17 protein-coding genes are annotated in these 23072 nt (G+C 75.4%); 4 read left to right on the top strand and 13 right to left on the bottom strand.

What is annotated here, in order from left to right; translation table 11 throughout:
- The first annotated feature begins 69 nt into the window (after window positions 1-69).
- The 3 genes from ACW14Y_RS07935 to ACW14Y_RS07925 all read left to right on the top strand — a co-directional run bounded on the left by ACW14Y_RS07935 (window position 70) and on the right by ACW14Y_RS07925 (window position 5786).
- Window positions 70-3444 carry a right-handed parallel beta-helix repeat-containing protein gene (locus ACW14Y_RS07935; RefSeq protein WP_380304680.1) on the top strand — a complete coding sequence of 1125 codons (3375 nt, stop codon included), beginning with the start codon at window positions 70-72 and terminating at the stop codon, window positions 3442-3444.
- A complete protein-coding gene (locus ACW14Y_RS07930) occupies window positions 3441-4934 on the top strand; it encodes a S8 family serine peptidase (RefSeq protein WP_456986347.1) in 1494 nt (497 codons plus the stop codon). The genes ACW14Y_RS07935 and ACW14Y_RS07930 overlap by 4 nt, the downstream gene beginning before the upstream one ends.
- 231 nt (window positions 4935-5165) lie before the next feature.
- Window positions 5166-5786 (top strand): sigma-70 family RNA polymerase sigma factor, encoded by a 621-nt coding sequence (locus ACW14Y_RS07925; protein ID WP_380304678.1) that lies wholly within the window; start codon window positions 5166-5168, stop codon window positions 5784-5786.
- 350 nt (window positions 5787-6136) lie between these two features.
- Here the strand turns inward: ACW14Y_RS07925 and ACW14Y_RS07920 are convergent, their stop codons facing one another.
- Window positions 6137-6661, bottom strand: coding sequence for an ATP-binding protein (locus ACW14Y_RS07920; RefSeq protein WP_456986346.1), 525 nt, complete (start codon window positions 6659-6661; stop codon window positions 6137-6139).
- A 257-nt stretch (window positions 6662-6918) separates the two neighbouring features.
- The gene (locus ACW14Y_RS07915; RefSeq protein ID WP_380442577.1) at window positions 6919-8490 is read right to left on the bottom strand and encodes a CehA/McbA family metallohydrolase; all 1572 of its coding nucleotides are present in this window, start codon (window positions 8488-8490) and stop codon (window positions 6919-6921) included.
- A 203-nt stretch (window positions 8491-8693) separates the two neighbouring features.
- Here ACW14Y_RS07915 and ACW14Y_RS07910 point away from each other — a divergent pair, with 203 nt between their 5' ends.
- Window positions 8694-9623, top strand: coding sequence for a polysaccharide deacetylase family protein (locus ACW14Y_RS07910; protein ID WP_456986345.1), 930 nt, complete (start codon window positions 8694-8696; stop codon window positions 9621-9623).
- Here the strand turns inward: ACW14Y_RS07910 and ACW14Y_RS07905 are convergent.
- The 11 genes from ACW14Y_RS07905 to ACW14Y_RS07855 form a co-directional block, all read right to left on the bottom strand.
- Window positions 9595-10878 carry a sensor histidine kinase gene (locus ACW14Y_RS07905; RefSeq protein WP_456986344.1) on the bottom strand — a complete coding sequence of 428 codons (1284 nt, stop codon included), beginning with the start codon at window positions 10876-10878 and terminating at the stop codon, window positions 9595-9597. The genes ACW14Y_RS07910 and ACW14Y_RS07905 overlap by 29 nt on opposite strands.
- Window positions 10879-10899: 21 nt before the next feature.
- Entirely contained in the window at window positions 10900-11484 is a 585-nt protein-coding gene (locus tag ACW14Y_RS07900; protein ID WP_380389857.1) for a hypothetical protein, read from the bottom strand.
- A gap of 113 nt (window positions 11485-11597) precedes the next feature.
- Window positions 11598-12233 carry a 4'-phosphopantetheinyl transferase family protein gene (locus tag ACW14Y_RS07895; RefSeq protein ID WP_456986343.1) on the bottom strand — a complete coding sequence of 212 codons (636 nt, stop codon included), beginning with the start codon at window positions 12231-12233 and terminating at the stop codon, window positions 11598-11600.
- A gap of 45 nt (window positions 12234-12278) precedes the next feature.
- Window positions 12279-14624: an arylsulfatase gene (locus ACW14Y_RS07890; RefSeq protein WP_456986342.1), complete on the bottom strand. Its 2346-nt coding sequence runs from the start codon at window positions 14622-14624 to the stop codon at window positions 12279-12281.
- Entirely contained in the window at window positions 14621-16330 is a 1710-nt protein-coding gene (locus tag ACW14Y_RS07885) for an ABC transporter ATP-binding protein (protein WP_456986341.1), read from the bottom strand. Before ACW14Y_RS07885 ends, ACW14Y_RS07890 begins: the two co-directional genes overlap by 4 nt.
- On the bottom strand, window positions 16327-17181 hold the full coding sequence (locus ACW14Y_RS07880; protein ID WP_380308986.1) for an ABC transporter permease: 855 nt from the start codon (window positions 17179-17181) through the stop codon (window positions 16327-16329). Before ACW14Y_RS07880 ends, ACW14Y_RS07885 begins: the two co-directional genes overlap by 4 nt.
- 2 nt (window positions 17182-17183) lie before the next feature.
- On the bottom strand, window positions 17184-18128 hold the full coding sequence (locus ACW14Y_RS07875) for an ABC transporter permease (RefSeq protein ID WP_380308984.1): 945 nt from the start codon (window positions 18126-18128) through the stop codon (window positions 17184-17186).
- Window positions 18129-18147: 19 nt separating this feature from the next.
- The gene (locus ACW14Y_RS07870) at window positions 18148-19731 is read right to left on the bottom strand and encodes an ABC transporter substrate-binding protein (RefSeq protein WP_456986340.1); all 1584 of its coding nucleotides are present in this window, start codon (window positions 19729-19731) and stop codon (window positions 18148-18150) included.
- On the bottom strand, window positions 19728-21047 hold the full coding sequence (locus ACW14Y_RS07865; protein WP_456986339.1) for an ROK family protein: 1320 nt from the start codon (window positions 21045-21047) through the stop codon (window positions 19728-19730). The genes ACW14Y_RS07870 and ACW14Y_RS07865 overlap by 4 nt, the downstream gene beginning before the upstream one ends.
- Window positions 21048-21087: 40 nt before the next feature.
- Entirely contained in the window at window positions 21088-22137 is a 1050-nt protein-coding gene (locus ACW14Y_RS07860; RefSeq protein WP_456986338.1) for a TauD/TfdA dioxygenase family protein, read from the bottom strand.
- Between the two features lie 579 nt (window positions 22138-22716).
- Window positions 22717-22953 carry a hypothetical protein gene (locus ACW14Y_RS07855; protein ID WP_340632785.1) on the bottom strand — a complete coding sequence of 79 codons (237 nt, stop codon included), beginning with the start codon at window positions 22951-22953 and terminating at the stop codon, window positions 22717-22719.
- Window positions 22954-23072: the final 119 nt, after the last annotated feature.

The following is a 23072-nucleotide window of genomic DNA, read 5'->3' as shown; positions in this document are numbered from 1 at the left end:
CGACCGACCCCGTCCGCCCTGCCCGACCCGCCCGACGACGTACTGATGAAGACCCAGGAGAGGACGGCCATGTCGCGCCATGTGCTGACGGTGTGCCCGGAACAGCGGGGCGGCCCGTACCGCACGATCGGCGACGCGCTCGCGGCGGCCCGCAGCGGAGCGGTGATCTCCGTCCGCCCCGGCCGCTACGAGGAGAACCTGGTCATCACCAAGATGGTCACCATCACCGCCGAGGAGCCGCGCGGCAGCGTCCGGATCACCGCCCGGCGGGGCTGCGTGGTCCAGGTGGTGGCCGAGGCCGTCCAGCTCACCGGCCTGGTCGTGCAGGGCCAGGACGAGGAACTCCCCGCCGTCGACGTGCCCCGGGGGCAGGCCGCGCTGTCCGACTGCGAGGTGGTCGGCGCCTCCTGGACGGCCGTCCTCACCCGCCAGCAGGGCTCGCTCGCGATGCGCGACTGCCGGGTCACCAACCCGGCCGGCGCCGGCATCGTCGAGACCTCCACCGGCACCAGCGTGATCGAGGACTGTGTCATCGAGCACCTCGGCACCTCCGCCGTGGTGGTCGGCGAACGCGCCAATCCGCTGCTGCGCAACTGCGTCCTGCGCGACGCCCGGGGCAACGGCATCTGCGCCAACGGCGAGGCCCGCGGCACCTTCGAGGACTGCGAGATCTCCGTCACCGACAAGCCCGCCGTGGCCCTGGAGGAGCGCTCCACGACCCGGCTGGTGCGCACCGCCGTCCGGGACACCGCGATCGGCGTGTACATCAGCTCCGAGGCCCGGGTGGTGCTGGAGGACTGCGTGGTCAGCGCCACCACCGGCCACGGCATCGCGCTGGCCGCCGGCACCGACCCGGAGCTGCGCCGCTGCTCCACCGCCCGCACCGCCGGGCACGGCATCCACATCACCGGCCGTTCGCGCGGCCACTTCGAGAACTGCGAGGTCGCCGACGCCGAGGGCACCGGCATCTGGGTCGGCGAGCACTCCGGTCCGGTGCTCAAGGGCACCGTGGTGCGCGGTTGCGGCGGGGCCGGCGTCGAACTGGCCGAGGAGAGCGCCGCCGACATCGACCGGCTGGAGATCCGGGACGTCACCGGCCCCGGCCTGTCGATCGGCGGCGGCGCCAACCCCCGGGTGCGCCACCTGACCGTCACCGGCGCGGGCGCCGACGGCGTCGAGGTGCTGCGGGACGGCCGGGGCCGGCTGGAGGGCGTCGAGGTGACCGACCCCGGGCGGGCCGGACTGCGGATCACCGACGGCGCGGACACCTTCGTCGGCGCCGGGGTGGTGCGCGGCGCCAAGGGCTCCGGCGTGGTGGTCGGCAAGGTCGGCCGGGCCGCGCTGCGGGACTGCGAGGTGAGCGGCTCGGGCGAGGACGGCCTGTCCGTCGAGGACGGCGGCGACCTGACCTGCACCAGGGTCCGCAGCCACGGCAACCGCCGCCACGGCGTGCGGATCGGCGCCGGCGGTCGGGCCGCCCTGGCCCAGGTCGACGCGGTGGAGAACATCGGCGACGGGGTGCGCCTCGACTCGGTGGAGGCGGTCCGGCTGACGGGCTGCAAGCTGTCCCGCAACCGGGGCTCCGGCCTGCGGCAGACGGCGCCCAGTGAGCGGTTCGCGGTGGAGCAGCTGACCAGCGAGGAGAACGGTCTGCCGGACGCCCACGGCACCGCCGCGGCCGCCACCGGCAGCCCGCGCGCCGAGGGCTCCGCCGCCTCCGGCCCGGCCGCCGCCGGGACCGGCGCCCCCGAGCCGGGCGGGGAGCCCGGCCGCGCTCCCGCCCCGGCCGCTCCGCCGGGACCGCTGGAGGTGCTGGAGTCGCTGGTCGGCCTGGCCGGCGTCAAGGAGCAGGTCGCCACCCTGGTCAACCTCAACAAGCTGGCCCGCCGCCGGGAACTGGCCGGCATGCCGGCCCTGCCGATGAGCCGGCACCTGGTCTTCGCCGGCCCGCCCGGCACCGGCAAGACCACCGTCGCCCGGCTCTACGGCGCCATCCTGGCCGAGCTGGGCGTGCTGCGCAGCGGGCACCTGACCGAGGTGGCCCGGGCCGACCTGGTCGCCTCGATCATCGGCGGCACCGCGATCAAGACCACCGAGGTGTTCCAGCAGGCGCTCGGCGGCGTGCTGTTCATCGACGAGGCGTACACCCTGTCGGCCGGTTCCGGCGGCTCCGGCCCGGACTTCGGGCGGGAGGCGATCGACACCCTGGTCAAGCTGATGGAGGACCACCGCGAGGACGTGGTGGTGATCGTGGCCGGCTACTCCGCCGAGATCACCGAGTTCCTGGCCTCCAACCCGGGCCTCGCCTCCCGGTTCAGCCGGACCGTCGAGTTCGCCAACTACGAGGTCGACGAGCTGGTCACCATCGTCGAGCGGGCCGCCACGAGCCACGGCTACGAGCTCGCCGCGGGCACCGGCGACGCGCTGACGCTGCTCTTCGAGCGGATGCCGCGCGGCGAGGACTTCGGCAACGGCCGCGCGGCCCGCAAGGTCTTCGAGGAGATGGTCGACCGGCAGGCGACCCGGCTGGCGGAGCAGGCCGAGATCAGCGACCAGGACCTCGCCCTGCTCGTCCCCGGGGACGTCGGCGTCGAACTCGAACCGCCGGCCAAGGAGGCCGACGGCACCGAGCCGCTGGCCGAGCTCCAGGCCCTGGTGGGCCTGCCCGCCGCCAAGGAGCAGGTCGAGGACCTGGTGAACCTGATCCGGCAGGTCCGCCGCCGGGAGGAGGCCGGGCTGGCCACCGCCACCATCAGCCACCACCTGGTCTTCGCCGGTCCGCCCGGTACCGGCAAGACCACGGTCGCGCGGCTCTACGGGCGGCTGCTGTCCGAGCTGGGCGTGCTGCCCGGCGGCCAGCTGATCGAGACCGCCCGCTCCGACCTGGTCGGCCGCTACGTCGGCCACACCGCGCAGCTCACCAAGGAGGCCTTCGACCGGGCCCGGGGCGGCGTGCTGTTCGTCGACGAGGCGTACACCCTGACGCCCCGGCACGGCGGCGGCGGGGACTTCGGCCAGGAGGCCGTGGACACCCTGATGAAGCTGATGGAGGACCACCGGGACGAGGTGGTGGTGATCGTGGCCGGCTACGAGGACGAGATGCGGCACTTCCTGTCCTCCAACCCGGGTCTGGCCTCCCGCTTCTCCCGCCAGATCGACTTCGGCCACTACTCCGACGCGGAGATGGTCACCATCGTGCGCAACCACGCGGTCAAGGCCGGGTACGAGTTGGCGCCGCACACGCTGGCCGCGCTGGAGCAGCTGTTCTCGGGGGTCGCGCGCGACCGCACCTTCGGCAACGGCCGCTTCGCCCGGCAGACCCTGGAGGGCATGATCACCCGCCAGGCCGGCCGGCTCAGCCGACTGGACGTCGCCGACCTCTCGGAGCTGAGCCTGCTGCTGCCCGAGGACCTCGCCGCGGACCGCTCCGGCAGCCCGGTGTGAGCACCGGCCGGGGCCGGGTGCGGCTCGCCCGTCCCGCCGCCGCGGTGGCCTGCGGCCTGGCCGCGCTCGCCGCTCTCGCCCCGGAGGCCGCGTCGGGTGCGGCGGCGGTGGCCGGTGCGTCCGGTTCCGGGCCGCTGGCGGCCGGTCCCGCGGCGGGCACCTCGGCGCCGGCGGTCGGGAACGCGGTGCCGGGTGCGACCCCGGGTGCCGGGGGCGGTGGCGCCGGTGCCGCCGCCGGTGGTGGTGCGGGCACGCAGGCGGCGGAGTTCCCTCCGGTGGCGCAGACGCTCTCCGACGTCCGGCAGAACGGGTGCCGCAAGCCGGCCGCCCGCGCCGCGGACCGGCCCAGCTGGTCGCAGGTCTTCCTGCGGCCGGAGGCCGTCTGGCCGTTGAGCCGGGGCGCCGGGGTGACGGTGGCGGTGATCGGCTCCGGGGTGGACGCCGGGGCCGGTTCGGGCTCCGGCGCGCTGACCGGGAGGCTCACCCTCGGGCCCCGGCTGCACGGGGACGGCGACGCGGGCCGGGACTGCGTCGGCCACGGCACCGCGCTCGCGACCCTGGTGGCCGGCCGACGGCCCGCCGACGGCGGCCCGTCCGGTGTCGCCCCCGCCGCGAGGGTGCTGGCCGTGGCCGCCACCGACGACGCCGGCAGCACCAACGCCGACCTGCTCGCCCGGGGCATCCGCGCGGCCGCCGACGGCGGTGCCCGGATCGGCCTGGTCGCGGCGCCGATCGCGGAGCCCGCGCCCGCGCTGGCCGACGCGGTCGGCTACGCGACGGCGAAGGGCATGCTGCTGGTCGCCCCGGTCGGGCCGGACAACCAGGCGGTGAACGCGCCGGTCTACCCCGCCGGGTACCCCGGGGTGCTCGCGGTGGCCGCGATCGGCTCGGACGGCGCCCCGGCCGGTGCCGGGGGCTCCGACTCCGGCGGCGGCTCGGCGGGCCAGGCCGGTGGCGCGGCCGCCGCGCTCGGCCCCGGACGGATCTCCCGGGTGGACGTGACCGCGCCGGGCGAGGGCCTGCTGGCCGCCGGCCCCGGCGGCGGCACCTTCACGGCCACCGGGCCGAGCTACGCCGCCGCGCTGGTGGCGGGGACGGCGGCCCTGGTGCTCGGCCGGTCGCCGTCGCTGACGGTCGAGCAGCTCGCCGACCGGCTGCGGTCGACCGCCTACCGGCCCGGCACGGCGCTGCCCGATCCGGCCGTCGGCTGGGGCGCGGTGGACCCGGTGACGGCGGTCGGCGCCCAGGCCGCCGCCGGCGCGGCGGCGGCCGCGGGGTCGACCCCGGTGGCCGCCGCCGACCCCGTGGTCGTCCCGCCGCCGCCGGACGGGAGGCCGGTGCGGCTGGCCTCGGCGGTCACCGGGGTGAGCCTGGGCGGCGCGGCGCTGCTCGGCCTGGCGGCGGCCGCCGCCAGGATCGGCCGCAAGCGGGCGGCCGGGCGGGACGGGCGGGACGGGCAGGACGGAGCGGGGACGCCGGCGGCGGAGTGACCCGCCGGTGGACCGACCCCGCAGTGGACCGACCCCGCGGGCGGGCCGCCAACGTCCCGCCAACGCGGGCGGTCGCGGCCGCGTTGGCCGCGCGTTGGCGGGGGCTGCCAGCGTGGCACCGCCCGGGGAGCCGTCCGATCGCGGTGGCCTGCCCCGGTGCACCGAGACAGCGATCGACCCCGGTACCGACCGACCGACGTACCGATGAATGGTGTGAGGGGCTCAACAGCCGTGGCCATCGACGCAACCGCCCTGGCCGGGACGACCTCCGGGGACGCCCCGGTACCCGCCGTGCCCGCCCCGCCGGCCGCGCCCGCCGCGCCCGCCGCCCGGCCCACCCTGGACCAGGACGTCCTCGCCGAGCTGTACCGCCTGCACGGCGGCTACCTGCTGCGCGCGATGCTCCGGGTGACCAGCGGCGACCGGGGCAAGGCGGAGGACATCGTCCAGGAGACCCTGCTGCGTGCCTGGCAGAACCCGGCGGCCGTGCAGCGCGGCCCCGAGCACAGCCGTCCCTGGCTGTTCACGGTGGCGCGCCGGATCGCCATCGACCACTACCGGATGCAGGCCGCCCGCGCCCAGGAGGTCGCCGACGAGACCCCGGAGGACCACGCCGGTGCCCACGACCCCTACGACGAGGTGCTCGTCGCCCAGGACGTGGCGGTGGCGATGGCCGAGCTCCAGCCGCACCACCGGGACGTCCTGGTCCAGTTGCACATGAAGGGCCGGTCGATGGTCGAGGTGGCGCAGGTGCTGGGAGTGCCGGTCGGCACGGTGAAGTCCCGCAGCTTCTACGCGGTCCGCGCGCTGCGGCCGATCCTGGAGGCCCGCGGGATGGCCTGGGCCGGCTGACGTGACCGGACGACCGGCCGGGATCGCTGCCCTTTCGGGAAATCCCGGCCGGTCCGGGCGGACCCGAACCGGAAGGCCGTGAACCGCTTCCGAGCCGCCGTCCGTTGACCATTGTGGCGGCACCGCCACCGGCGCCCGTACCCCCGTTCGGGCGCCGGGTCCGCGGCCGCCCCGGCGTTCGCTCTTGTGGGAGAGCGGGCGCCGGGGCGTCGTCGCTCGCGACGCCGTGCCGCGGGCGGCCGGTCGGGTCCCCCAGAACCGACCGACCGCCCCTCCTCCGTTCGCGGCCGTCGTTCCGCCGCCGTTCCGTTCCGCCGCCGCCCCGGTCTCCCCCCGGGGCGGCGGCATGCTCACCAGCCGAGCAGGTACGCCCCTCGGCGCAGCCCCGCCAGCACCGTGTCCGCCGTGGCCTCGGCCGCGTCCGCCGCCGGGCCCCCGGTCTGCGGCGCGCCGTCGGCCCCAGCACCCCCGGCCGCGGCACCCCCGGCCGTGCCGCCGTTGAGCACCACGTAGTGCAGCGCCGCGCCCGTGGCCCGGCTCTCCCGCCGGAAGGCGTCCAGCGCGGTCGGGGCGACCGAGCCCTCCACCACCACCTGGTAGCCGCCCGAGGCGAAGGCGAACGCCGCCTGGGCGGTGGCCGCCAGCGCGGTCAGGTTCTGCCGCCGCGCCTCCGGCCGGTCCGGGGCGACATAGCCCTGCCGGACCGCCCGCCGGAAGTCCTCCGCGCGCAGGTGGACGCTGGGGAAGAGCGCGTCCGCGACCAGGGGGGCCACCGCGCCGCTCCCGGCGCCGGCGGCCGGGTCGGAGAGGACGACCACGCTGCCCGCCCCCCGTCCGCCTCCGAGCTCCGGCCCACCTACGGTCGTACGGTTCACAGCTGCTGATCCCTTCGCGGGCCTGGGACGGACGGGGCCGGGGCGGGACGGGCGGAACGCACGGGGGCCGGCCGGAGTCGGCACACGAACCGACCGAATCCGGCAAGGCGGACAGCCGACCGCCTCGTCCCTACGAGTGACTGCTGTCGAGGATCAACCTAGTCCACGGCGCGCCCCGGAGTCCTCCCCTCCCCGGACCTCCCGCCGTCCCTCCGCAGGCCCGCCGCCGTCCGTTCGCCTTCCCGCCGCGCGGACTCCTATGCCCGGGCCCGCAGCACGATCGGGTTGGTGAGCGCGGCCATCGGGCCCCAGGGGAGGTCCGGGCCCATCGCGTTGCCCCGGCCCGGGGTCCCGTCGGCCCTCGGGTGCCGCACCTCGGCCCGGACGAACGCGGCGAGCGAGGCCGTCGTCCGCCAGACCACCGTGCCCGCGCCCTCGGCGGGCAGCGACTCCTGGTGCAGCTGGCCCTCGTCGGTCAGGAACCGCACCGTGCCGTTCGGCACCCCGGAGACGTCCAGCCGGACGTCCACCGGCGCGTCCGCGGGCACGGCCAGCTCCTCGCCGATCCCGGCCTGCCGGCCGTTCCCGGTCGCCGTGAACTCCAGCCGGACGGCCGCCGATTCGGCCAGCCAGCTGCGGCCGGACCGCAGTCCGTCGAGGATGTCGTCGCGGGAGAGGTCCTCGGCGAGCACCACGGTGTGCGGCGAGCCGATCACCTGCGGGGCGCTGTGCGCGTCGCTGTTGCCGATCGCGGGCAGCCAGGAGCGCCCGTCGCGCAGCGCCACCGCCAGTTGGGCGTCCCAGCCGTCCACGGCCGACTCGTCGTCGTACGTCCACGGGCCGTTCCACACCTCGACGGCGTCGGCGTACTCGTACCCGAACTTCCACTGGCAGGCGACGTAGGGGCAGAACGGGTGGGCCGGGACCACCAGGCCGCCCTGCCGCTTCACCTGGCGGGCGAACCGGGGGAGGGCCTCGTCGCGGGAGCGGTAGCGCCAGTCGACGAACTCGCCCGGGCGCAGGCCCAGCGCCAGCCAGTGGCCGTTGCGGGTGGTGACCTCCTCGCCGGGCAGGATCAGCAGGTCCGGGCCGGCCAGCGGTCCCCAGACGCCGTGGGCGGACGAGGTGTTGTGGTCGGTGGACACGATGAAGTCCAGCCCGGCCGCGCGCGCCCCGGCGGCCACCTCGGCGGGCTCGCGGCGCCCGTCGGAGTGCACGGTGTGCAGGTGGCAGTCGCCCCGGTACCAGGCGCGGCCGCGCCCCCGGGCGCGCTCCGGCGGGTAGGCGGGGGTGAACTGCCCGCCGGGAGCGCCGAACCGCAGCGTGACGTCGACCCGGTACTCCAGCCCCTGCGGCGCGATCTGGTACGGGCCGAGGACGACGTTCCAGCGGCCGGGGCGGACCGGTCCCGGCAGGTAGCCGGGGGTGGCCCGCTCCCGGCTCACCGCGAACTCGGTCCGGAAGCCGCCCGACCAGCCGCGGAAGCCCCTGCCGCCGAGCTCGGTGCCGCGCTCGTCGAACAGCCCGATGTCGCAGGAGTTGCCCGGGGTGCCGGGCGGCACGGTGGGCCGGTCGTACCGGTAGGAGACGGCGAGTTCGCGGACGCCGGACGGGACGTCGAAGGGCAGGTACACGAAGTCGGGGGCACCGGTCGGCAGCTTCCCGGTCAGGGTGATCGTGCGGTCCTGCGGCGCGGCCGGGGCGGCGGCCCCTTCGGCGCGGGCGGTGCCGGCGCCCGCCACCACGGCGCCGAGCGCGCCCGCCGCGCCCGCGGCCAGTAGCCCGCGCCGGCCCGGTCGGGCCTTCTCCTCGTGCACGTCGTCCGCCATCGGGTGTCTCCGCTCTCGCCGGGGATGCTCGCGGCCGGTACCTACCCGCTGCCCGCTCGCGGGGGTGAACCCCCGGTGAGCCGGACCCCACCACCGGGTGGTGGCCCCGTGAAGGCGGACTCGGGTTGCGCCGGGGGGTGGGGCGGGCCCTGAATAGGAGGTAGTCAGATCATCTGACAGTCAGGCAGATTCGGAGCGCATTCATGTCACTCAGTCGGCGGACCCTCCTGGTGGCCGCGGCCGGCACCACCCTCGCCGCCTGCGCGCCGACGACGAGCCCCGCGCCACCCGTCCCGACCGCGGAGCCGGCGGCGACCGCGGCGCCGGTGGCGCCCGCCCCGACCCCGACCGCTGCTCCCACTCCCGAGGCCCCGGCGCCCGAGGTCCCGGCTCCGGCGCCCGCCCCCGCCGTTCCCGCCGCGTTCCCCACCCGCGCGTTCGTCACCGCCCGCTACGCCGACGCCGTCCCCGGCGCCTGGGGCCTCGACGTCCCCGGAGTGCTCACCACCCTCCCCAGGGCCGCCGCCCCCGCCGTCGCCCTCACCTTCGACGCCTGCGGCGGCCCCGGCGGCTCCGGCTACGACGCCGCCCTCGTCGACACCCTCCGCACCCACGGCGTCCCCGCCACCCTCTTCCTGAACGCCCGCTGGATCGACGCCAACCCCGCGACCTTCGAGAGCCTCGCCGCCGACCCGCTCTTCGAGATCGCCAACCACGGCACGGCCCACCGCCCCCTCTCCGTCACCGGTCGCTCGGCCTACGGCATCGCCGGCACCCGCGACCCCGGCGAGGTCCACGACGAGATCGCGGGCAACCTCGCCAAGCTCACCGATCTGCTCGGCCGCCCCCCGGCCTTCTTCCGCTCCGGGACCGCCCACTACGACGACGTCGCCACCCGGATCGCCGCCGACCTCGGCCAGCGGATCGCCGGCTTCAGCACCAACGCCGACGGCGGCGCCACCCTCCCCGCCGCCCAGGTCCGCCGGGAACTCCTGGACGCCGACCCCGGGGCCGTCGTGATCGCCCACATGAACCACCCCAACGGCGGCACCGCTCCCGGCCTGGCCGCCGCCCTCCCCACCCTCCTCGCCGCCGGCCGGACCTTCACCCGCCTCTCCGACGCCTTCCGCTGACCCCCTCCGTCGGCCGCTCGCCGCCGCCTCCCTCGGCGGTCCGGGCCCCGCCGGCCGCGGACACCGGCAGCGCCGCCGCCACCCGGTACCCGGGTCCGTACGGGGCCGCGCTCAGCAGCCCGCCGTACAGCGCCACCCGTTCGCGCAGCCCGAGCAGGCCGTGCCCGGTCGACAGCGCCCGCCGGTCGTCCGGCGGTCGCCCGGCGCCGTCGTCGACCACCTCGATCAGCAGCGCCCGGTCCCAGGTGATCCGCACCACCGCCCTGGTCCCGGGACCGGCGTGCTTGGTGATGTTGGTGGCGGCCTCCTGGACCAGCCGGTACGCGGTCCGGCTGACGCTGTCGTCGATCCGCAGCGGGGCGCCCCGGGTCTCCACCGAGATCCGGACCCCGGCCTTCCGGACGTCCGCGAGCAGCCGGTCCAGATCGCCCAGGCCGTGGCTGTAGCCGTCCTCGACCGCGGCCTCGGAACTGCGGAGCAGCCGCAGCATGTGCCGCAGCTCGGCCATCGTCGAGCGGCCGAGGTCCTCGATGTGCCCGAACGCCTCCCCGCGCGCCGGATCCTCCAGGGCCGTGACCCGGGCCGTCTCCGCCCGCATGACGATCACCGCGACGGCGTTCGCGACGATGTCGTGCAGCTCCCGCGCGATCCGCACCCGCTCCTGGGTGACCCGCAGCCGGGCCTCGGCGACCTCCTGGCGGTGCCGTTCGGCGGTCTCCTCGGCGGCCCGGCTCCACCGGGCGAAGCCCCAGACCACCAGCGTCACCGGGACGTAGAAGGCGAGGTTCGCGACGAGTACGGAGGCGAGCCGCGGGCCCTGGTAGTTGCCGATGGTCTCGGCGATCGCCAGCCCCAGCGGCACCAGGGTGAGGAACAGGGCCGCGTACGCGACCGGCCGTCGGCACTGCGCGGCGACGGTGTAGAGGGCGATCATCAGCCCGAAGCAGGGCACGTAGTCGAGGGCGTTCGCCCACGAGAGCAGGTCGGAGCCGGCCGAGAGCACCCAGACGACGCCGAAGACCGCCACCGGCCACCGGCGGCGCACCACCAGGGCGGCGGCCTCGCCCAGGGCGAGCAGGACCATCCACACCTGCTGGTCCCGGGTCGTCCAGGGCGCGAGCATCGTGCCGAAGTAGAACAGCTCCGGAACGACCGCCGCGAGCGCCAGCGCGACGTCCTGCCAGCAGACCGGCGGGGGAGGCCCGGTCCGGTGTCCCGGGCCTCCCCGCCGTTGCGGCGCTGTCGCCGTGATCATCGGGATCACCCCGCGGCCCGGTCAGGCCGCTTCGGTGGCCGGGACCGCGGACTCCGGGCCGGGGCGCCGGCAGCAGTTGGGGCTGCTGCCGCAGGTGCCGCAGCTGAAGTCCTGGGCGCTGGAGTGGACGTACTGCTCGAACGCCGGGCCGAGCCACCACTCGTCGGTCGGGCCGGGCTTCCGGGCCGGGCGCACCACCCGGAGGCCGAGTTCGGCGTAGACCGCCCACTGGTCGCCGTGGTGGCGGACCAGGAGCTCGGCGACCTGCTCCGGTGTGGAGGTCACGGTGGGGACCTCGAACCGGGTCGGCCAGATCAGCGACAGCAGGGCCGCCGCGGTGCTGATCCCGTCCCCGTGGACCGCCGCCAGGGCGATGCCGGCGACGGGGAGCACCTCGGCGGTGCCGTCGTGCCCCGGTGACCGGGATATCCGGAGGATGTATCTGCTCCACGGGCTCGCGAGCTCCCGGGGCGGATCCGGGACCAGCACGGTCGAGCCGCTGGTCATGAAGCCGTGGGCCAGCAGCGTGCCGGGCACTCCGTCCCGTACCTGGTGGTGCACGGTGACGAGCAGGGCGGGCGCTGCGGTGACGGAATTGCCGGTCATGGTTGCACCTCGTAACCGTCCTGGCCCGCTCCTGTTCCGGCGGGCGCTGTACTCCCACCCTCCTCCCGCGGCTGTCCCGGGAACATGAGTCCCCGGCCCCACCCGGGCCCCGACTACCGCAGGACGGTGATCGCGGTGGCGAGGTGGTCCTCGTGGACGCGCCAGCGGCCGTCCAGGGTGGGCAGCGGGGAGGGGACGAGGAGGACGGCGGTGAAGGTGCCGTCCGGGCGGAGGGTGAGGTCGGCCTCGGAGAAGTCGAGGAAGGTGTGAGTGAGCGGGAACCAGCTCTTGTAGACGGACTCCTTGGCGCTGAAGAGGATGCGGTCCCAGGGCGTGCCGGGGTGGGCGGCGGAGAGGGCGGTGTTGCGCTGCTGCTCGGCGGGGAGCGCGATGGCGTCGAGGACGCCCTCGGGCAGCGGGAGGGCGGGCTCGGCGTCGATGCCGAGGGAGAGCACGTCCTCGGAGCGGGCCACGGCGGCGGCGCGGAAGCCGGCGCAGTGGGTGAGGGAGCCGACCACGCCCTCGGGCCAGCCCGGGGCGCCCCGCAGGCCCGGGACCAGCGGGCGGTAGGGGACGCCGAGGCGGCCGAGGGCGAGGCGGGCGCAGTGGCGCACGGTGGTGAACTCGCGGCGGCGGGACTCGACGGCGCGGGCGATGACGGCCTCCTCCTCGGGCTCCAGGCGGGCCTGGGGCGGGTCGGAGTAGGCGGTCTCGACGACGACGGACGCGGGCAGGAGTGCGCTGATCACTGTTCCCCCGGGACAGGACGGACGACGAGGTTCTGCGGGGACAGGCTATTCGAACGCGGCGGCGGCCTCCCGCAGAGCCCGGGCGACGGTCTCCGGGTCGTCGGGGGCGGGGTCGCCCGGCCGGTAGGTGACGGCGCGCAGGCCACCGCCGTAGCGGAACGAGCGGTGGCGCTCGTACACCGGCCAGGAGACCGGGGACTTGCGGTCGACGCCGACGCTGATGCCCTGGAACGGGGCCATCCCGATGAGCTGGTGGACGGGGCCCAGCCGCCCGGTCTCCGCGCCGTCGACCAGCACCCGGAACTCCCAGCGCAGGCCCGGCACGGCGGTGGCCTCGACGGTGACCAGGCGGGGGCCGGGGGCGAGCGGTCCGGCGTCGGCCTCGAAGAGTTCGCCGTACTGGTTGTAGGCGAGGCGCAGCCGGCCGTCCTCGACGTAGAGGCTGTAGCCGCCGCCCTGGTCGCCGTGCGAGACCAGGACGCCGGCGTCCCCGGCGCCGTGGTGGGCGAGTTCGACCTCGACGGTGAAGGAGCGGAAGGAGATCAGCCGGGACGAGCGGTAGCGTTCGAGCTCGGGGGTGCCGGCCAGCAGGCGCACCGGGCGGCGCAGCCGGGCGTCGTCCGGGTGGCGGCGGGCGAGCGCGCCGCTGCCGTCGGCGAGCGGGAACACTCCGTTGTCCCGGGCGGCGAGCTCCCAGGCCTCGGACAACTCCTTGACCAGTTCCGGGTGTTCGGCGGCGAGGTCGTGGATCTCGGTGGGGTCGGTGCGCAGGTCGTGCAGGGCCCACTCGCCGTCCTCGTACGGGGTGCCGGGGCGGTGCAGGGTGACCAGCTTCCAGCCGTCGCGGTAGTAGCTGCGGTTGCCGGTCATCTCGCAGTACTGCTCGTGGTGGGTGGATCCGGCGGCCGGGTCGCGCAGGACGTCGGTGAAGGGGAAGCCGTCGAGGGACTGCATGGGCTGTCCGGCGCGGTGGGCGGGGCGTTCGACGCCGGCCAGGTCGAGCAGGGTGGGCAGCAGGTCGGTGACGTACTGGTACTGGGTGCGGACGCCGGGGTCGCCCTCGGCGCGCGGGAGGCCGGCCGGCCAGGACAGCACGAACGGGACCCGCACCCCGCCGGCGTGGGTCTGGCCCTTGTAGAGGCGGAACGGCGTGTTGGAGGCCATCCCCCAGCCGCGCGGGTAGTGGACCAGTGAGCGGGGGCCGCCGATGAGTTCGACCTCGCGCTCGACGTCGGGGTTCCAGTCGGCGGGCAGGTTCGGGTGGTGGACGAAGCGGCTGAAGTAGCTGCGGGTGCCCTCGGCGCCGCCCTCGCCGGTGCCGCCGTTGTCGGAGGTGAACACCACGATGGTGTTGTCCAGTTCGCCCAGCTCGGTGAGGGTGTCGAGGAGCCGCCCGAGGTTCTGGTCGACGTTGTCGACCATGGCCGCGTAGACCTCCATGTACCGCGCGTACAACCGCCGCTCGGGTTCGGTGAGTTCGCTCCAGGGGCCGACCTCGTGGCCGGCCTCGGCGTTGCGGTCGGGCAGTTCGGTGCCGGGCGGGAAGTGGCCGGCGGCGAGCTGGCGGGCGAAGCGGGCGGCGCGCAGTTCGTCCCAGCCGCCGTCGTAGCGGCCGCGGTGGCGGGCGAGGTCGGCGGGCTTGGCCTGCAGCGGGCCGTGCACGGCGTTGTGGGCGAGGTAGAGGAAGAACGGCTTGTCGGCGTCGTGGGCGCGCAGCGACTTGACCATGTCGATGGCGCGATCGGTGATGTCGTCGGTGTAGTAGTAGTCCTCGGGGAACTCGTCGATGTCCAGCGGGCTGTTGTCGCGGACGAGTTGGTGCGGGTGGAAGAGGCTGGTCAGGCCCTCCAGGACGCCGTAGTACTGGTCGAAGCCCTTCTGCAGCGGCCAGTTGGCGCGGTTGTCGGCGGCGTTGGAGGCGGAGTCGCGGGTGAGGTGCCACTTGCCGACGGCCCAGGTGGCGTAACCGGCGTCGTGCAGCAGTTCGGCGAGGGTGGGGATGTCCCCGGCGACCTCCATGCCGTAGCCGGGGAAGCCGGGGTCGGCGTTGGCGACGAAGGAGTAGCCGACCCGGTGCGGGTTGAGGCCGGTGAGCAGGGCCGCCCGGGCGGGCGAGCAGAGCGGCATGGTGTGGTAGTTGGCGAGCTTGACGCCGCGCTCGGCCAGTCCGTCCAGGACGGGGGTGGGGACTTCGGCGCCGAACGGGCCGATGTCGCTGTAGCCGAGGTCGTCGACCAGGACGACGACGACGTTGGGCGCGCCCTCGCGCGGGCGGACCCGGTCGGGCCAGGCGGGCGTGGACTCGGCGAAGGTGCGGCCGACGGTGCCGGGGAAGCCTTCGTAGGGGTCGCGGCGGGTGGCCTGCCGCGGATCCTGGGGGGCGCTGCTCATGGGGTGCTCCGGGAGGTGAGGACGGGGACCGGTGCCGGGTCCAGGTGGGGGACGGCGGCGAGGAGTTCGGCGGTGTACGGGTGCTCGGGGGCGGTGACGACCCGGTCGGCGGGGCCGGTCTCGACGATCCTGCCGCCGTGCAGCACGGCGATCCGGTGGCTCACCTGCCGGACCACCGCGAGGTCGTGGGCGATGAAGAGGATGGCGAGGCCGAGCTCGCGCTGGAGCCGGGCCAGCAGGTCGAGCACCTGGGCCTGCACCGAGACGTCGAGCGCGGAGACCGGTTCGTCGCAGATCAGCACGCTCGGTCCGGGGGCCAGCGCCCGGGCGATGCCGATGCGTTGGCGCTGCCCGCCGGAGAAGGCGCGCGGGTGCCGGTCGGCGCCGGCCGGGTCGAGGCCGACCTGCTCCAGGAGTTCGGCGACCCGCTCCGCCCGCGCGGCCCGGTCGCCCAGGCCGTGGGCGATCAGCGGTTCGGCGACGATCTGCCCGGCGGTCATCCGGGGGTTGAGCGAGGAGTACGGGTCCTGGAAGACGAGTTGCACCTCGCGCCGGGCGGTGCGTTCGCCGCCGCGGCCGAACTCCTCGCCCCGGAAGCGGATCGCGCCGCCGCTGGGGGCGTGGACCTGGACCAGGGCGCGGGCCAGGGTGGACTTGCCGGAGCCGGACTCGCCGACCAGGCCGAGGGTCTCGCCGGGGTGCAGCTCCAGGTCGACGCCGTCCAGCGCGGTGACGGCCCGCCGGCGCGAGCCGTAGGTCTTCCGCAGGCCGGTGACGGTGAGCAGCGGTTCCGGTCCGGGGCGGCTGTTGGCGGCGGCCCCGGAGGGGGTCTCCAGCCGGGGGACGGCGGCCAGCAGCTGCCGGGTGTAGGGGTGTTGGGGTGCGCCGAGGAGTTCGGCGGTGGTGCCGGACTCGACCACCTTGCCGTGGCGCATCACCAGCAGCCGGCGGCAGGTCCGGGCGATCACCCCGAGGTCGTGGCTGATCACCACGAGCGCGGTGCCGGTCCGCCGGTTGATCCGGGTGAGCAGGTCCAGGATCTGCCGCTGGACGGTCGGGTCGAGGGCGGTGGTGGGTTCGTCGGCGACCAGGACCTCGGTGTCGTTGGCGAGCGCGAGGGCGATCATGATCCGCTGGCGCTGCCCGCCGGAGAACCGGTGCGGGTGGTCGCGCAGCCGCCCGGCGGCGTCCGGGATGCCCACCAGGTCGAGCAGCTCGACGGCGCGGGCGGCGCGTTCGCGGCGGTCGGGGTGGGAGCCGTGGGCGCGCAGGGCCTCGTCGAGCTGGCGGCCGACGGTGAGCACCGGGTTGAGCGAGGACATCGGGTCCTGGAAGACCATGGCGATCCGGCGGCCGCGCAGGGCGCGCAGGGCCGGTTCGGGCAGGGCGGCGAGGTCCTGGCCGTCCAGTTCCACCGAGCCGCCGGTGATCCGGCCGCCGGGCGGGAGCATCCGGAGCAGGGCCAGGGCGGTGGTGGACTTGCCGGAGCCGGACTCGCCGACCAGGCCGAGGGTGTCGCCGGCGGCGAGCTCGAAGTCGACGCCGTCGACGGCGGTGGTGCCGTCGAACGCGACGGTGAGGCCGGTGACCTTCAGGACGGTGCGGTGCGGGGTGTCGGTGCTGCGCTGCCCGGCGGCGGGCAGCGGCGGGGTGTCCTCGACCGGCGTCGTCGTGTCGGTGGTGCGGGGCGGGGTGCTGGCGGTCATCGGCGGATCCCCCGGTTCAGGGCCTCGGCGATCAGCGTGAAGCCGAGCACCAGCGCGGTGGTGGCGGCCAGCGGGGCGGCCGCGAAGGTCGGACGGGTGGCGAGGTAGCCGACGGACTGGCTGAGGATCGACCCGAGGGTCGGCTCCGGGGGCCGGACGCCGAGCCCGAGGAAGCTCATCGCGCCCTCGATGAAGACGCCGACGGACAGCGCCACCGCCGCCTGCACGATCAGCGGATCGACCGCGTTCGGCAGCACGTGCCGCAGCAGCACCCGGCGCCGGGAGGCGCCGCCGACCCGGGCCGCGAGCGCGTACTCGCGCTCCCGCTGGACCAGGATCCCGGACCGCAACTGCCGCCCGAACAGGGGTATTTCGGCGAGCGCGATGACGATGAACACCGGCCAGCGGCCCGGCCCGAGCACGGCCGTGACGGCCAGCGCCAGGATCAGCCCGGGGAAGGCGAGCACCAGGTCGAAGGCCCGCTGGACGGCGGTGTCGGCCCAGCGGTGGGTGGCCGCGAGCAGGGCGAGCGAGCAGCCGGCCAGCGCGCCGACGGGCACGGCGGAGAGGATCAGCGCGAGGTCGGTGGTGATGCCGTGCAGGACCCGGCTGAAGAGGTCCCGGCCGAGGTCGTCGGTGCCGAACGGGTGCGCGGTGCTCGGCCCGGCCAGCGCCAGCGGGCCCTGGGCGTCCGGGTCCTGGCCGGTGAGCAGCGGGGCGAGCAGTCCGGCCAGGGCGACGGTGCCGACCAGGGCGAGCCCGGTCAGTCCGCGTCCGGTGAGCAGCCCGGCGAGGTAGCGGTTGCGGGCGCGGGCCGGGAGGGCGCGCGCGGGGGCGGCGAGGGCGGTCATGGTTACTCCCACCGGATCCGGGGGTCCAGCCAGGCGTACACCAGGTCGGTGAGCAGCTGGACGGTGACGTAGACGGCGACGATCAGCAGCAGGAGGTCCTGCACCACGGGGTAGTCGCGGCGCAGCACGCCCTGCTCGACGAGCTGGCCGAGTCCGGGCCAGGCGAAGATCCGCTCGACCAGCACGGCCCCGGCCACCAGGTGGCCGATCTGCAGGCCGAGCACGGTGACGGCGGAGGGCAGCGCGTTCGGCAGGGCGTGCCGCCAGACGATCCGGCGGCGGGAGACGCCGACGGCGGTGGCGGTGCGCACGTAGTCCTCGGCGAGGGCGCGTTCGATGCCGTCGGTGAGGTAGCGGGCGAGGACGGCGGCGCTGGGCAGGGCGAGGCAGACGGCGGGCAGCAGCAGGTACTGCAGGGCGAGGTCGGGGGCGTCGAGAAGGGACTCGTGGCCGCCGGCCGGCAGCAGGCCGAGGGTGACCGCGAACAGCAGGACCAGCAGCACGCCGGTGACGAACGGCGGCACGGCGAGCACGGCGGTGGTGAAGGCGCGGACGGCGGCGCCGACCGGCCGGCGCCGGGCGGTGGCGCCGAGGACGCCGAGCGGCAGGGCGATCAGGACGACCAGCAGCAGGGCGGCGGCGGTGAGTTGGGCGGTCGCGCCGAGACCGTCGGTGATCAGGTCGGCGACCTGGCCGCCGATCGCGTAGCTGGGGCCGAGGTCCCCGGTCAGCAGTTGGCCGAGCCAGTGCAGGTACTGGCCGAACAGTGGCTGGTCCAGGCCGAGTCGGGCCCGGATCGCGGCCACGGCCGCCGGTCCGGCGTCGGGCCCGGCCAGTGAGGTGGCGGGGTCGCCGGGGATGAGGCGGAGGATGAGGAAGACCAGGAAGGAGGCGAGGAGGAGGACGAGCAGGGCGGAGGGGAGCCGCTTGAGGAGGAAGGTGCGCATCGGGGTCCGGGCCCTCCGGTCAGGCCGTGAGGTAGGCGTCGTCGAGGTTGAGGTAGCCGAACTTGTTGAGGGTGGCGCCGCGGGCCTTGCCGACGGCGACCTCGGTGAGGCCCGCGATGGCGAGGTCGATCACGAACTGCTCGTCCAGCAGGACGTCGGTGATCCGGCCGTAGAGTGCCTTGGCCTCGGGGCTGTCGCTGTCCGGCCGCTGCCACGCCCGCTGGACGATGTCGGTGTAGGCGGGCGAGCTGAAGCGCGAGCTGTTCTTCGCCTCGTTGAACGGGTAGGCGCTCACCGCCAGCGTGGCGGGGTGGAGTTGGGCGAAGCCGTGGCTGAGCGTCCACAGCGCGGGCATGCTCTGCGCGATCAGCTGCTTCTGCATGGTCGGCGAGTCGGTGGGCTGGAGCACGGTCTCGATGCCGACCTGCTTCAGGTCGTACTGGAGGATCTGGGCGACGGCGGTGTTGCCGGGGTCGTTGCTGTGGGCGAACGGCAGGCTGATGCCGGTGAGTCCGGCGTCCTTGAGCAACTGCCTGGCCCGCTCCGGGTCGTGGCGGTAGTGGCCGGCGGCGTCCGCGCTGTACGCGGGGGAGGACTTGGGCCACGGGGTGGCGGAGACGGTGCCGTAGCCGCCGAGCGCCTGCTCGACCAGCCGCTCGCGGTCGACCGCCCAGGCGATGGCCTGCCGCACCCGCTTGTCGGAGACGTGCTCGGCGGTGAGGTTGGCGCCGATGTAGTAGGCGCCGGAACCGGTGTCGTAGGGCGTGATGCGGAACTGCGGGTCGCTGCGGAGGGTGGCGATGTCCTTGCCGCGGATGCTGTAGGAGAGGTGGGTCTGACCGGTCCTGAGGGAGGAGAGCAGCGACTCCGCCTGCGGGACCACCCGGATCTCGACGCCGTCCAGGTAGGGGCGGCCCGGGTTCCAGTACTTCTCGTTGCGGGCGAAGGTGATCGAGCTGCCGGGCTTGCGCTCGGTGAAGGTGTAGGGGCCGGTGCCGATCAGCTTCGTGCCGGCGAAGGCCTCCTCGACGCTCTCCGAGTCCGGGACGATCATGAACTCGAAGAGGTCGAAGAGATTGCTCACCGGATGGGCGAGGACGAGGGTGAGCTCGAAGTCGCCGTTCTTGCGGAAGTCGGTGACGGCGGCCGCGGTCGACCTCAACTGGGCCGAACGGGCCGGGTTCTGGAGGTTCTTGACCGCGAACACCACGTCGTCGGCGGTGAACCGGCGGCCGCTGTGGAAGGTCACGTCCTCGCGCAGCCTGAGCGTGACGCTCGCGCCGTCCGCGGCGACCTGCCAGGAGGTGGCGAGCTCGGGCTGCGGCTGGAGCTTGTCGTCGTAGCGGGTCAGGGTGTTGAAGACCAGGCGCTGGACCAGGGTGTTGGCGCTCTGCGCGAACAGCAGGGCGGGGGTGAAGTCGACGCCGGTGCCGACCGTGAGGACGCCGCCGCGGCGCGGGCCCGCCGCGTCGCCGGTGGCCTGCCCCGCGGCGGTGTCGGCGGCCGAGCGGCAGGCGGCCAGGGAGAGCAGGCCGGCGCCGGCGAGGCCGCCGCGCAGCAGTGTCCGGCGGGACAGGGCGGGGGCGGTGGGGAAGCTGGTCACGAGTGGGGTCCTCTGCGGGAAGGGGCCTGCGGGGTCGACGGGTTAGGGGGCGGCGGCGGGTTCGGGATCGGCGGGTGCGGGGTCGGCCGGTGCGGCCGGGGGGCGGCGGTCAGGGCGTGCACCGGGCGGGCGTGCAGGGCGGTGAGCGCGGCGGCTCCGGCGGCCACGGCGAGCACATCGGCGCCGCGCTGCTGGGCGATCAGCAGATCGGCGTCCCGCCGCAGGTGCGAGCGGCGGGCGAACTCGGCGCGCACCACGTCCAGGTAGGCCGGGTCGAGCAGGGCGAAGGTCTCGGTCAGGACGAGCAGGTCGGGGTTGACCACGTCGGCCAGCAGGGCGAGCGCGCGGCCGATGACCTCCGCGCGCCGCCGCACCAGCCGGTCGGCGCGCGGGTCGCCGGCCTGGACGGCGGCCAGGAAGGCGGCCCGGTCCGGCTGTTCGGTGATCCCCTCGGCGGCCGCCGCCTCGAAGAGCGTGGTGTCGGAGGCGGCGACCGCCAGACAGCCGGTCCGGCCGCAGTGGCAGAGCAGGTCGCTGTCCGGCACCGGCAGATGGGCGACGTCCCCGGTCGGCGAGGCCGGGCCGACGTGCACGGTTCCGGCGACCGCCAGGGCCGCGTCCACCACGTGGCCGACGAACAGGTGCACCATCGAGCGCCGGGCCGCCGGGTGTCCGAACAGGATCTCCGCCTGGGTCAGCGCCCGGGCGTGGTTGTCGACCTGGACGGGCAGCCCGGAGGCGTCCGCGAGCAGTGCGGCGAGCGGCAGGTCCCGCCACCGCAACGGGTTGTGACGGAGGATCAGCCCGCGCTCCCGGTCGACCGAACCGCCGGTGACCGCGCCCAGGCCGACCACGGTCCGGCCGTCCGGCGCGGCGGCCAGCAGCCGGGGCAGCCGCTCCAGCAGCGGCCGCAGCACGGCCCGGCCGGTGCGGCCGCGATTGCTCAACTCCCGCCGGTGCAGGACGTTCCCGCGCGGATCGAGGAAGGCGAAGGTGGTGTACGGCAGGCCGATGTGCAGCCCGGCCACGGCGATCCGGCCGGTGTCGACGTCGACCGGGAGCTGCGGCCGGCCCACCGCACCGGCCGCCGGGGCGGTCAACTCGGGCCGCTCGCGCAGCAGTCCGAGCCGGACCAGGTCGACCACCTGGCGGGAGACCGCGGCCGGGCTCAGGCCGGTGAGCGCGGCCACCCGGCCCCGGGCCACCGGCCCGTGGTCCAGCACCGCCCGCAGGACGGCGGCGGCGTTGACGTCCCGCCGGGCGTCCCCGGTGCGCGGCCCGCCGACGGGCGTGACGGGGGCGGTGTCCGTGGTCATGCTTCGCCTTCCTCGGTTCCGGTTCCGGTACTGGTTCCGCTCAGCCCCGGTCGGCGCCCGGGGCCACCGCGGCCCCGGCCCCGGCGGCCTCGGCAGCGGCCACCTTCGCGGCCTCGGCGGCCGCGGTCTCCAGCTCCTCGGCCGGCACCAGCCCGGCCACCCGCGGCGGCTCGGCGGGCTCCAGCAGCCGGCTCGGCGCGCCGTCCGCGCCCACCGGCAGGTCGCCGTCCAGGGTGATCCGGCGGACCAGGCGCGGCTCGTCGCCGTAGTCGTTGACGGCGTAGTGCTGGGTGGCGCGGTTGTCCCAGATCGCGACGTCACCGACCTGCCAGTCCCAGCGCACGGTGTTCTCCAGCCGCTCCACGTAGCGCTGGAAGAGCGCCAGCAGGGCCCGGCTGTCGGCACCCGAGACGCCCTGGATCCGCTGGGCGAAGGCGCCGAGCAGCAGGTTCTTCTCGCCGGTCACCGGGTGGACCCGGACCACCGGGTGCTCGGTCTTGAACGCGGTGGAGACGAAGACCTGCCGGAACAGGTCGGCGATCTCGGCGTTGTCCGCCAGCTCGGGGCGCAGGGCGAGGCTCGCCGCGTAGTCGTAGTCGTTGGTGTGCACGGCGCGCAGCGACTCGGCCAGCACCTTCAGCGGCTCCGGCAGGTCCTGGTACGCGGCGGCGGTGTTGGCCCACACGGTCGAGCCGCCGGCCGGCGGCAGCTCCAGCGCGCGGAGGATCGAGGCCTTGGGGTAGGAGGGGACGAAGGTGACGTCGGTGTGCCAGTTGTTGGCGCGCACACCCTTGGTGGCGTCCAGCTCGAAGACGTAGCGGCCGTCCGCGCTGGGGACGGTGGGGTGGCCGACGGGGTGGCCCAGCAGGCGGGCGAAGGCCTCGTGCTCGACGTCGTCCAGGTGCTGCTGGCCGCGGAAGAACAGCACCTTGTGCTCGTAGAGGGCGGCCTCGATCGCGGCGACGGTCCCGGCGGGCAGCTCGCCGCCGAGGCGGACGTCGTGGACGATCGCGCCGATCCGGCCGGCGGCCGGGGTGAGGCGGAGTGCGGTGGTGGTGGCGGTGGTGGCGGTGGTGGTGGCGGTGGACATGGCGGATCCTCGACTCTCGTACGGAGGTGGACGCGGGGAGGGCGGATGCGGGGAGGGCGGGTGCGCCGGCAGGGCCCGGCCGCCGCGGACGACGGCGCGGACCCGGGCAGGGCACGGCAGGACCCGGCACGGCAGGGTGCGACGGGGCGGGGTGCGACGCGGGGCGCACGGGTGCCGCGGCGGGGAGGAACGGCCGCAGTGCGGCCGGGAGTCAGCGGGCGAGCGTCCCGCGACAACAACAGCGGCGGCGGGCCGGGGCGACACGGTGAACGGTGCGGGTGATCATCGGCCCTCCTTCCGCTGTCTCGGGGTGCTGCGTCCGGGCTCGGCGCTCATCGTGCTGAAGCCCGCGCATCCCTGTCAATCATCCGTTCCGCCTGCTGGGAACGGGTGTTGCGGCCGTATGACGCCGCGTTGCGGGAGGCGTTCGGGTGATGACGCGGCTGCTGCGAGGGCGTGTTCCCGCCTGTCGCGGGCGTGTCGGGAGGACTAACTTTCGCAGCGGAAATAACCGTGGGCAGTCGAAGGGCCCGCCCGGACAGTGTCCGGACGGGCCCCGATTCAGTGCGTTGCGGTGGCTCAGTAGAAGACGACCGAGAGGCGCGCCGGGCCCGTCTCGGTGGTGGTGTCGCAGAAGTAGACGACGGCCTGGTGGCTGTTCACGTACCCCTGGCCCGCCGCGTGGCAGGAGGCGGCGGTCGGGTAGATGCCGATGTAGGTGTAGGTGGCCGCCTGGGCGCTCGGGGCCGCGATCAGGGCGCTGCCCGCCATGATTCCGGCCACGGCGACGCTGGAGAAGGCCTTGCGAAGCGACATGAGTGGTCTTCCTCCCTCTAGGGAGCGCCGGGGTCCGTGCCCCTGCGCTTCGCCGAGGAGCCTCCTCCGAATGTGAACGCGGGGCAATGGTAGAGACCAATTGCGTCCGGAATCGATGT

Source organism: Kitasatospora sp. cg17-2, from assembly GCF_054031055.1.
This window is presented reverse-complemented; position numbering and strand designations above follow the sequence as displayed.

Bases quoted from the DNA above. Each gene is read 5' to 3' on its own strand.
- ACW14Y_RS07935 (WP_380304680.1), top strand. From the start codon at position 70: ATGTCGCGCCATGTGCTGACGGTGTGCCCGGAACAGCGGGGCGGCCCG.
- ACW14Y_RS07915 (WP_380442577.1), bottom strand. From the start codon at position 8,490: ATGGCGGACGACGTGCACGAGGAGAAGGCCCGACCGGGCCGGCGCGGG.
- ACW14Y_RS07910 (WP_456986345.1), top strand. From the start codon at position 8,694: ATGTCACTCAGTCGGCGGACCCTCCTGGTGGCCGCGGCCGGCACCACC.
- ACW14Y_RS07905 (WP_456986344.1), bottom strand. From the start codon at position 10,878: ATGATCACGGCGACAGCGCCGCAACGGCGGGGAGGCCCGGGACACCGG.
- ACW14Y_RS07900 (WP_380389857.1), bottom strand. From the start codon at position 11,484: ATGACCGGCAATTCCGTCACCGCAGCGCCCGCCCTGCTCGTCACCGTG.
- ACW14Y_RS07890 (WP_456986342.1), bottom strand. From the start codon at position 14,624: ATGAGCAGCGCCCCCCAGGATCCGCGGCAGGCCACCCGCCGCGACCCC.
- ACW14Y_RS07885 (WP_456986341.1), bottom strand. From the start codon at position 16,330: ATGACCGCCAGCACCCCGCCCCGCACCACCGACACGACGACGCCGGTC.
- ACW14Y_RS07880 (WP_380308986.1), bottom strand. From the start codon at position 17,181: ATGACCGCCCTCGCCGCCCCCGCGCGCGCCCTCCCGGCCCGCGCCCGC.
- ACW14Y_RS07875 (WP_380308984.1), bottom strand. From the start codon at position 18,128: ATGCGCACCTTCCTCCTCAAGCGGCTCCCCTCCGCCCTGCTCGTCCTC.
- ACW14Y_RS07865 (WP_456986339.1), bottom strand. From the start codon at position 21,047: ATGACCACGGACACCGCCCCCGTCACGCCCGTCGGCGGGCCGCGCACC.
- ACW14Y_RS07860 (WP_456986338.1), bottom strand. From the start codon at position 22,137: ATGTCCACCGCCACCACCACCGCCACCACCGCCACCACCACCGCACTC.
- ACW14Y_RS07855 (WP_340632785.1), bottom strand. From the start codon at position 22,953: ATGTCGCTTCGCAAGGCCTTCTCCAGCGTCGCCGTGGCCGGAATCATG.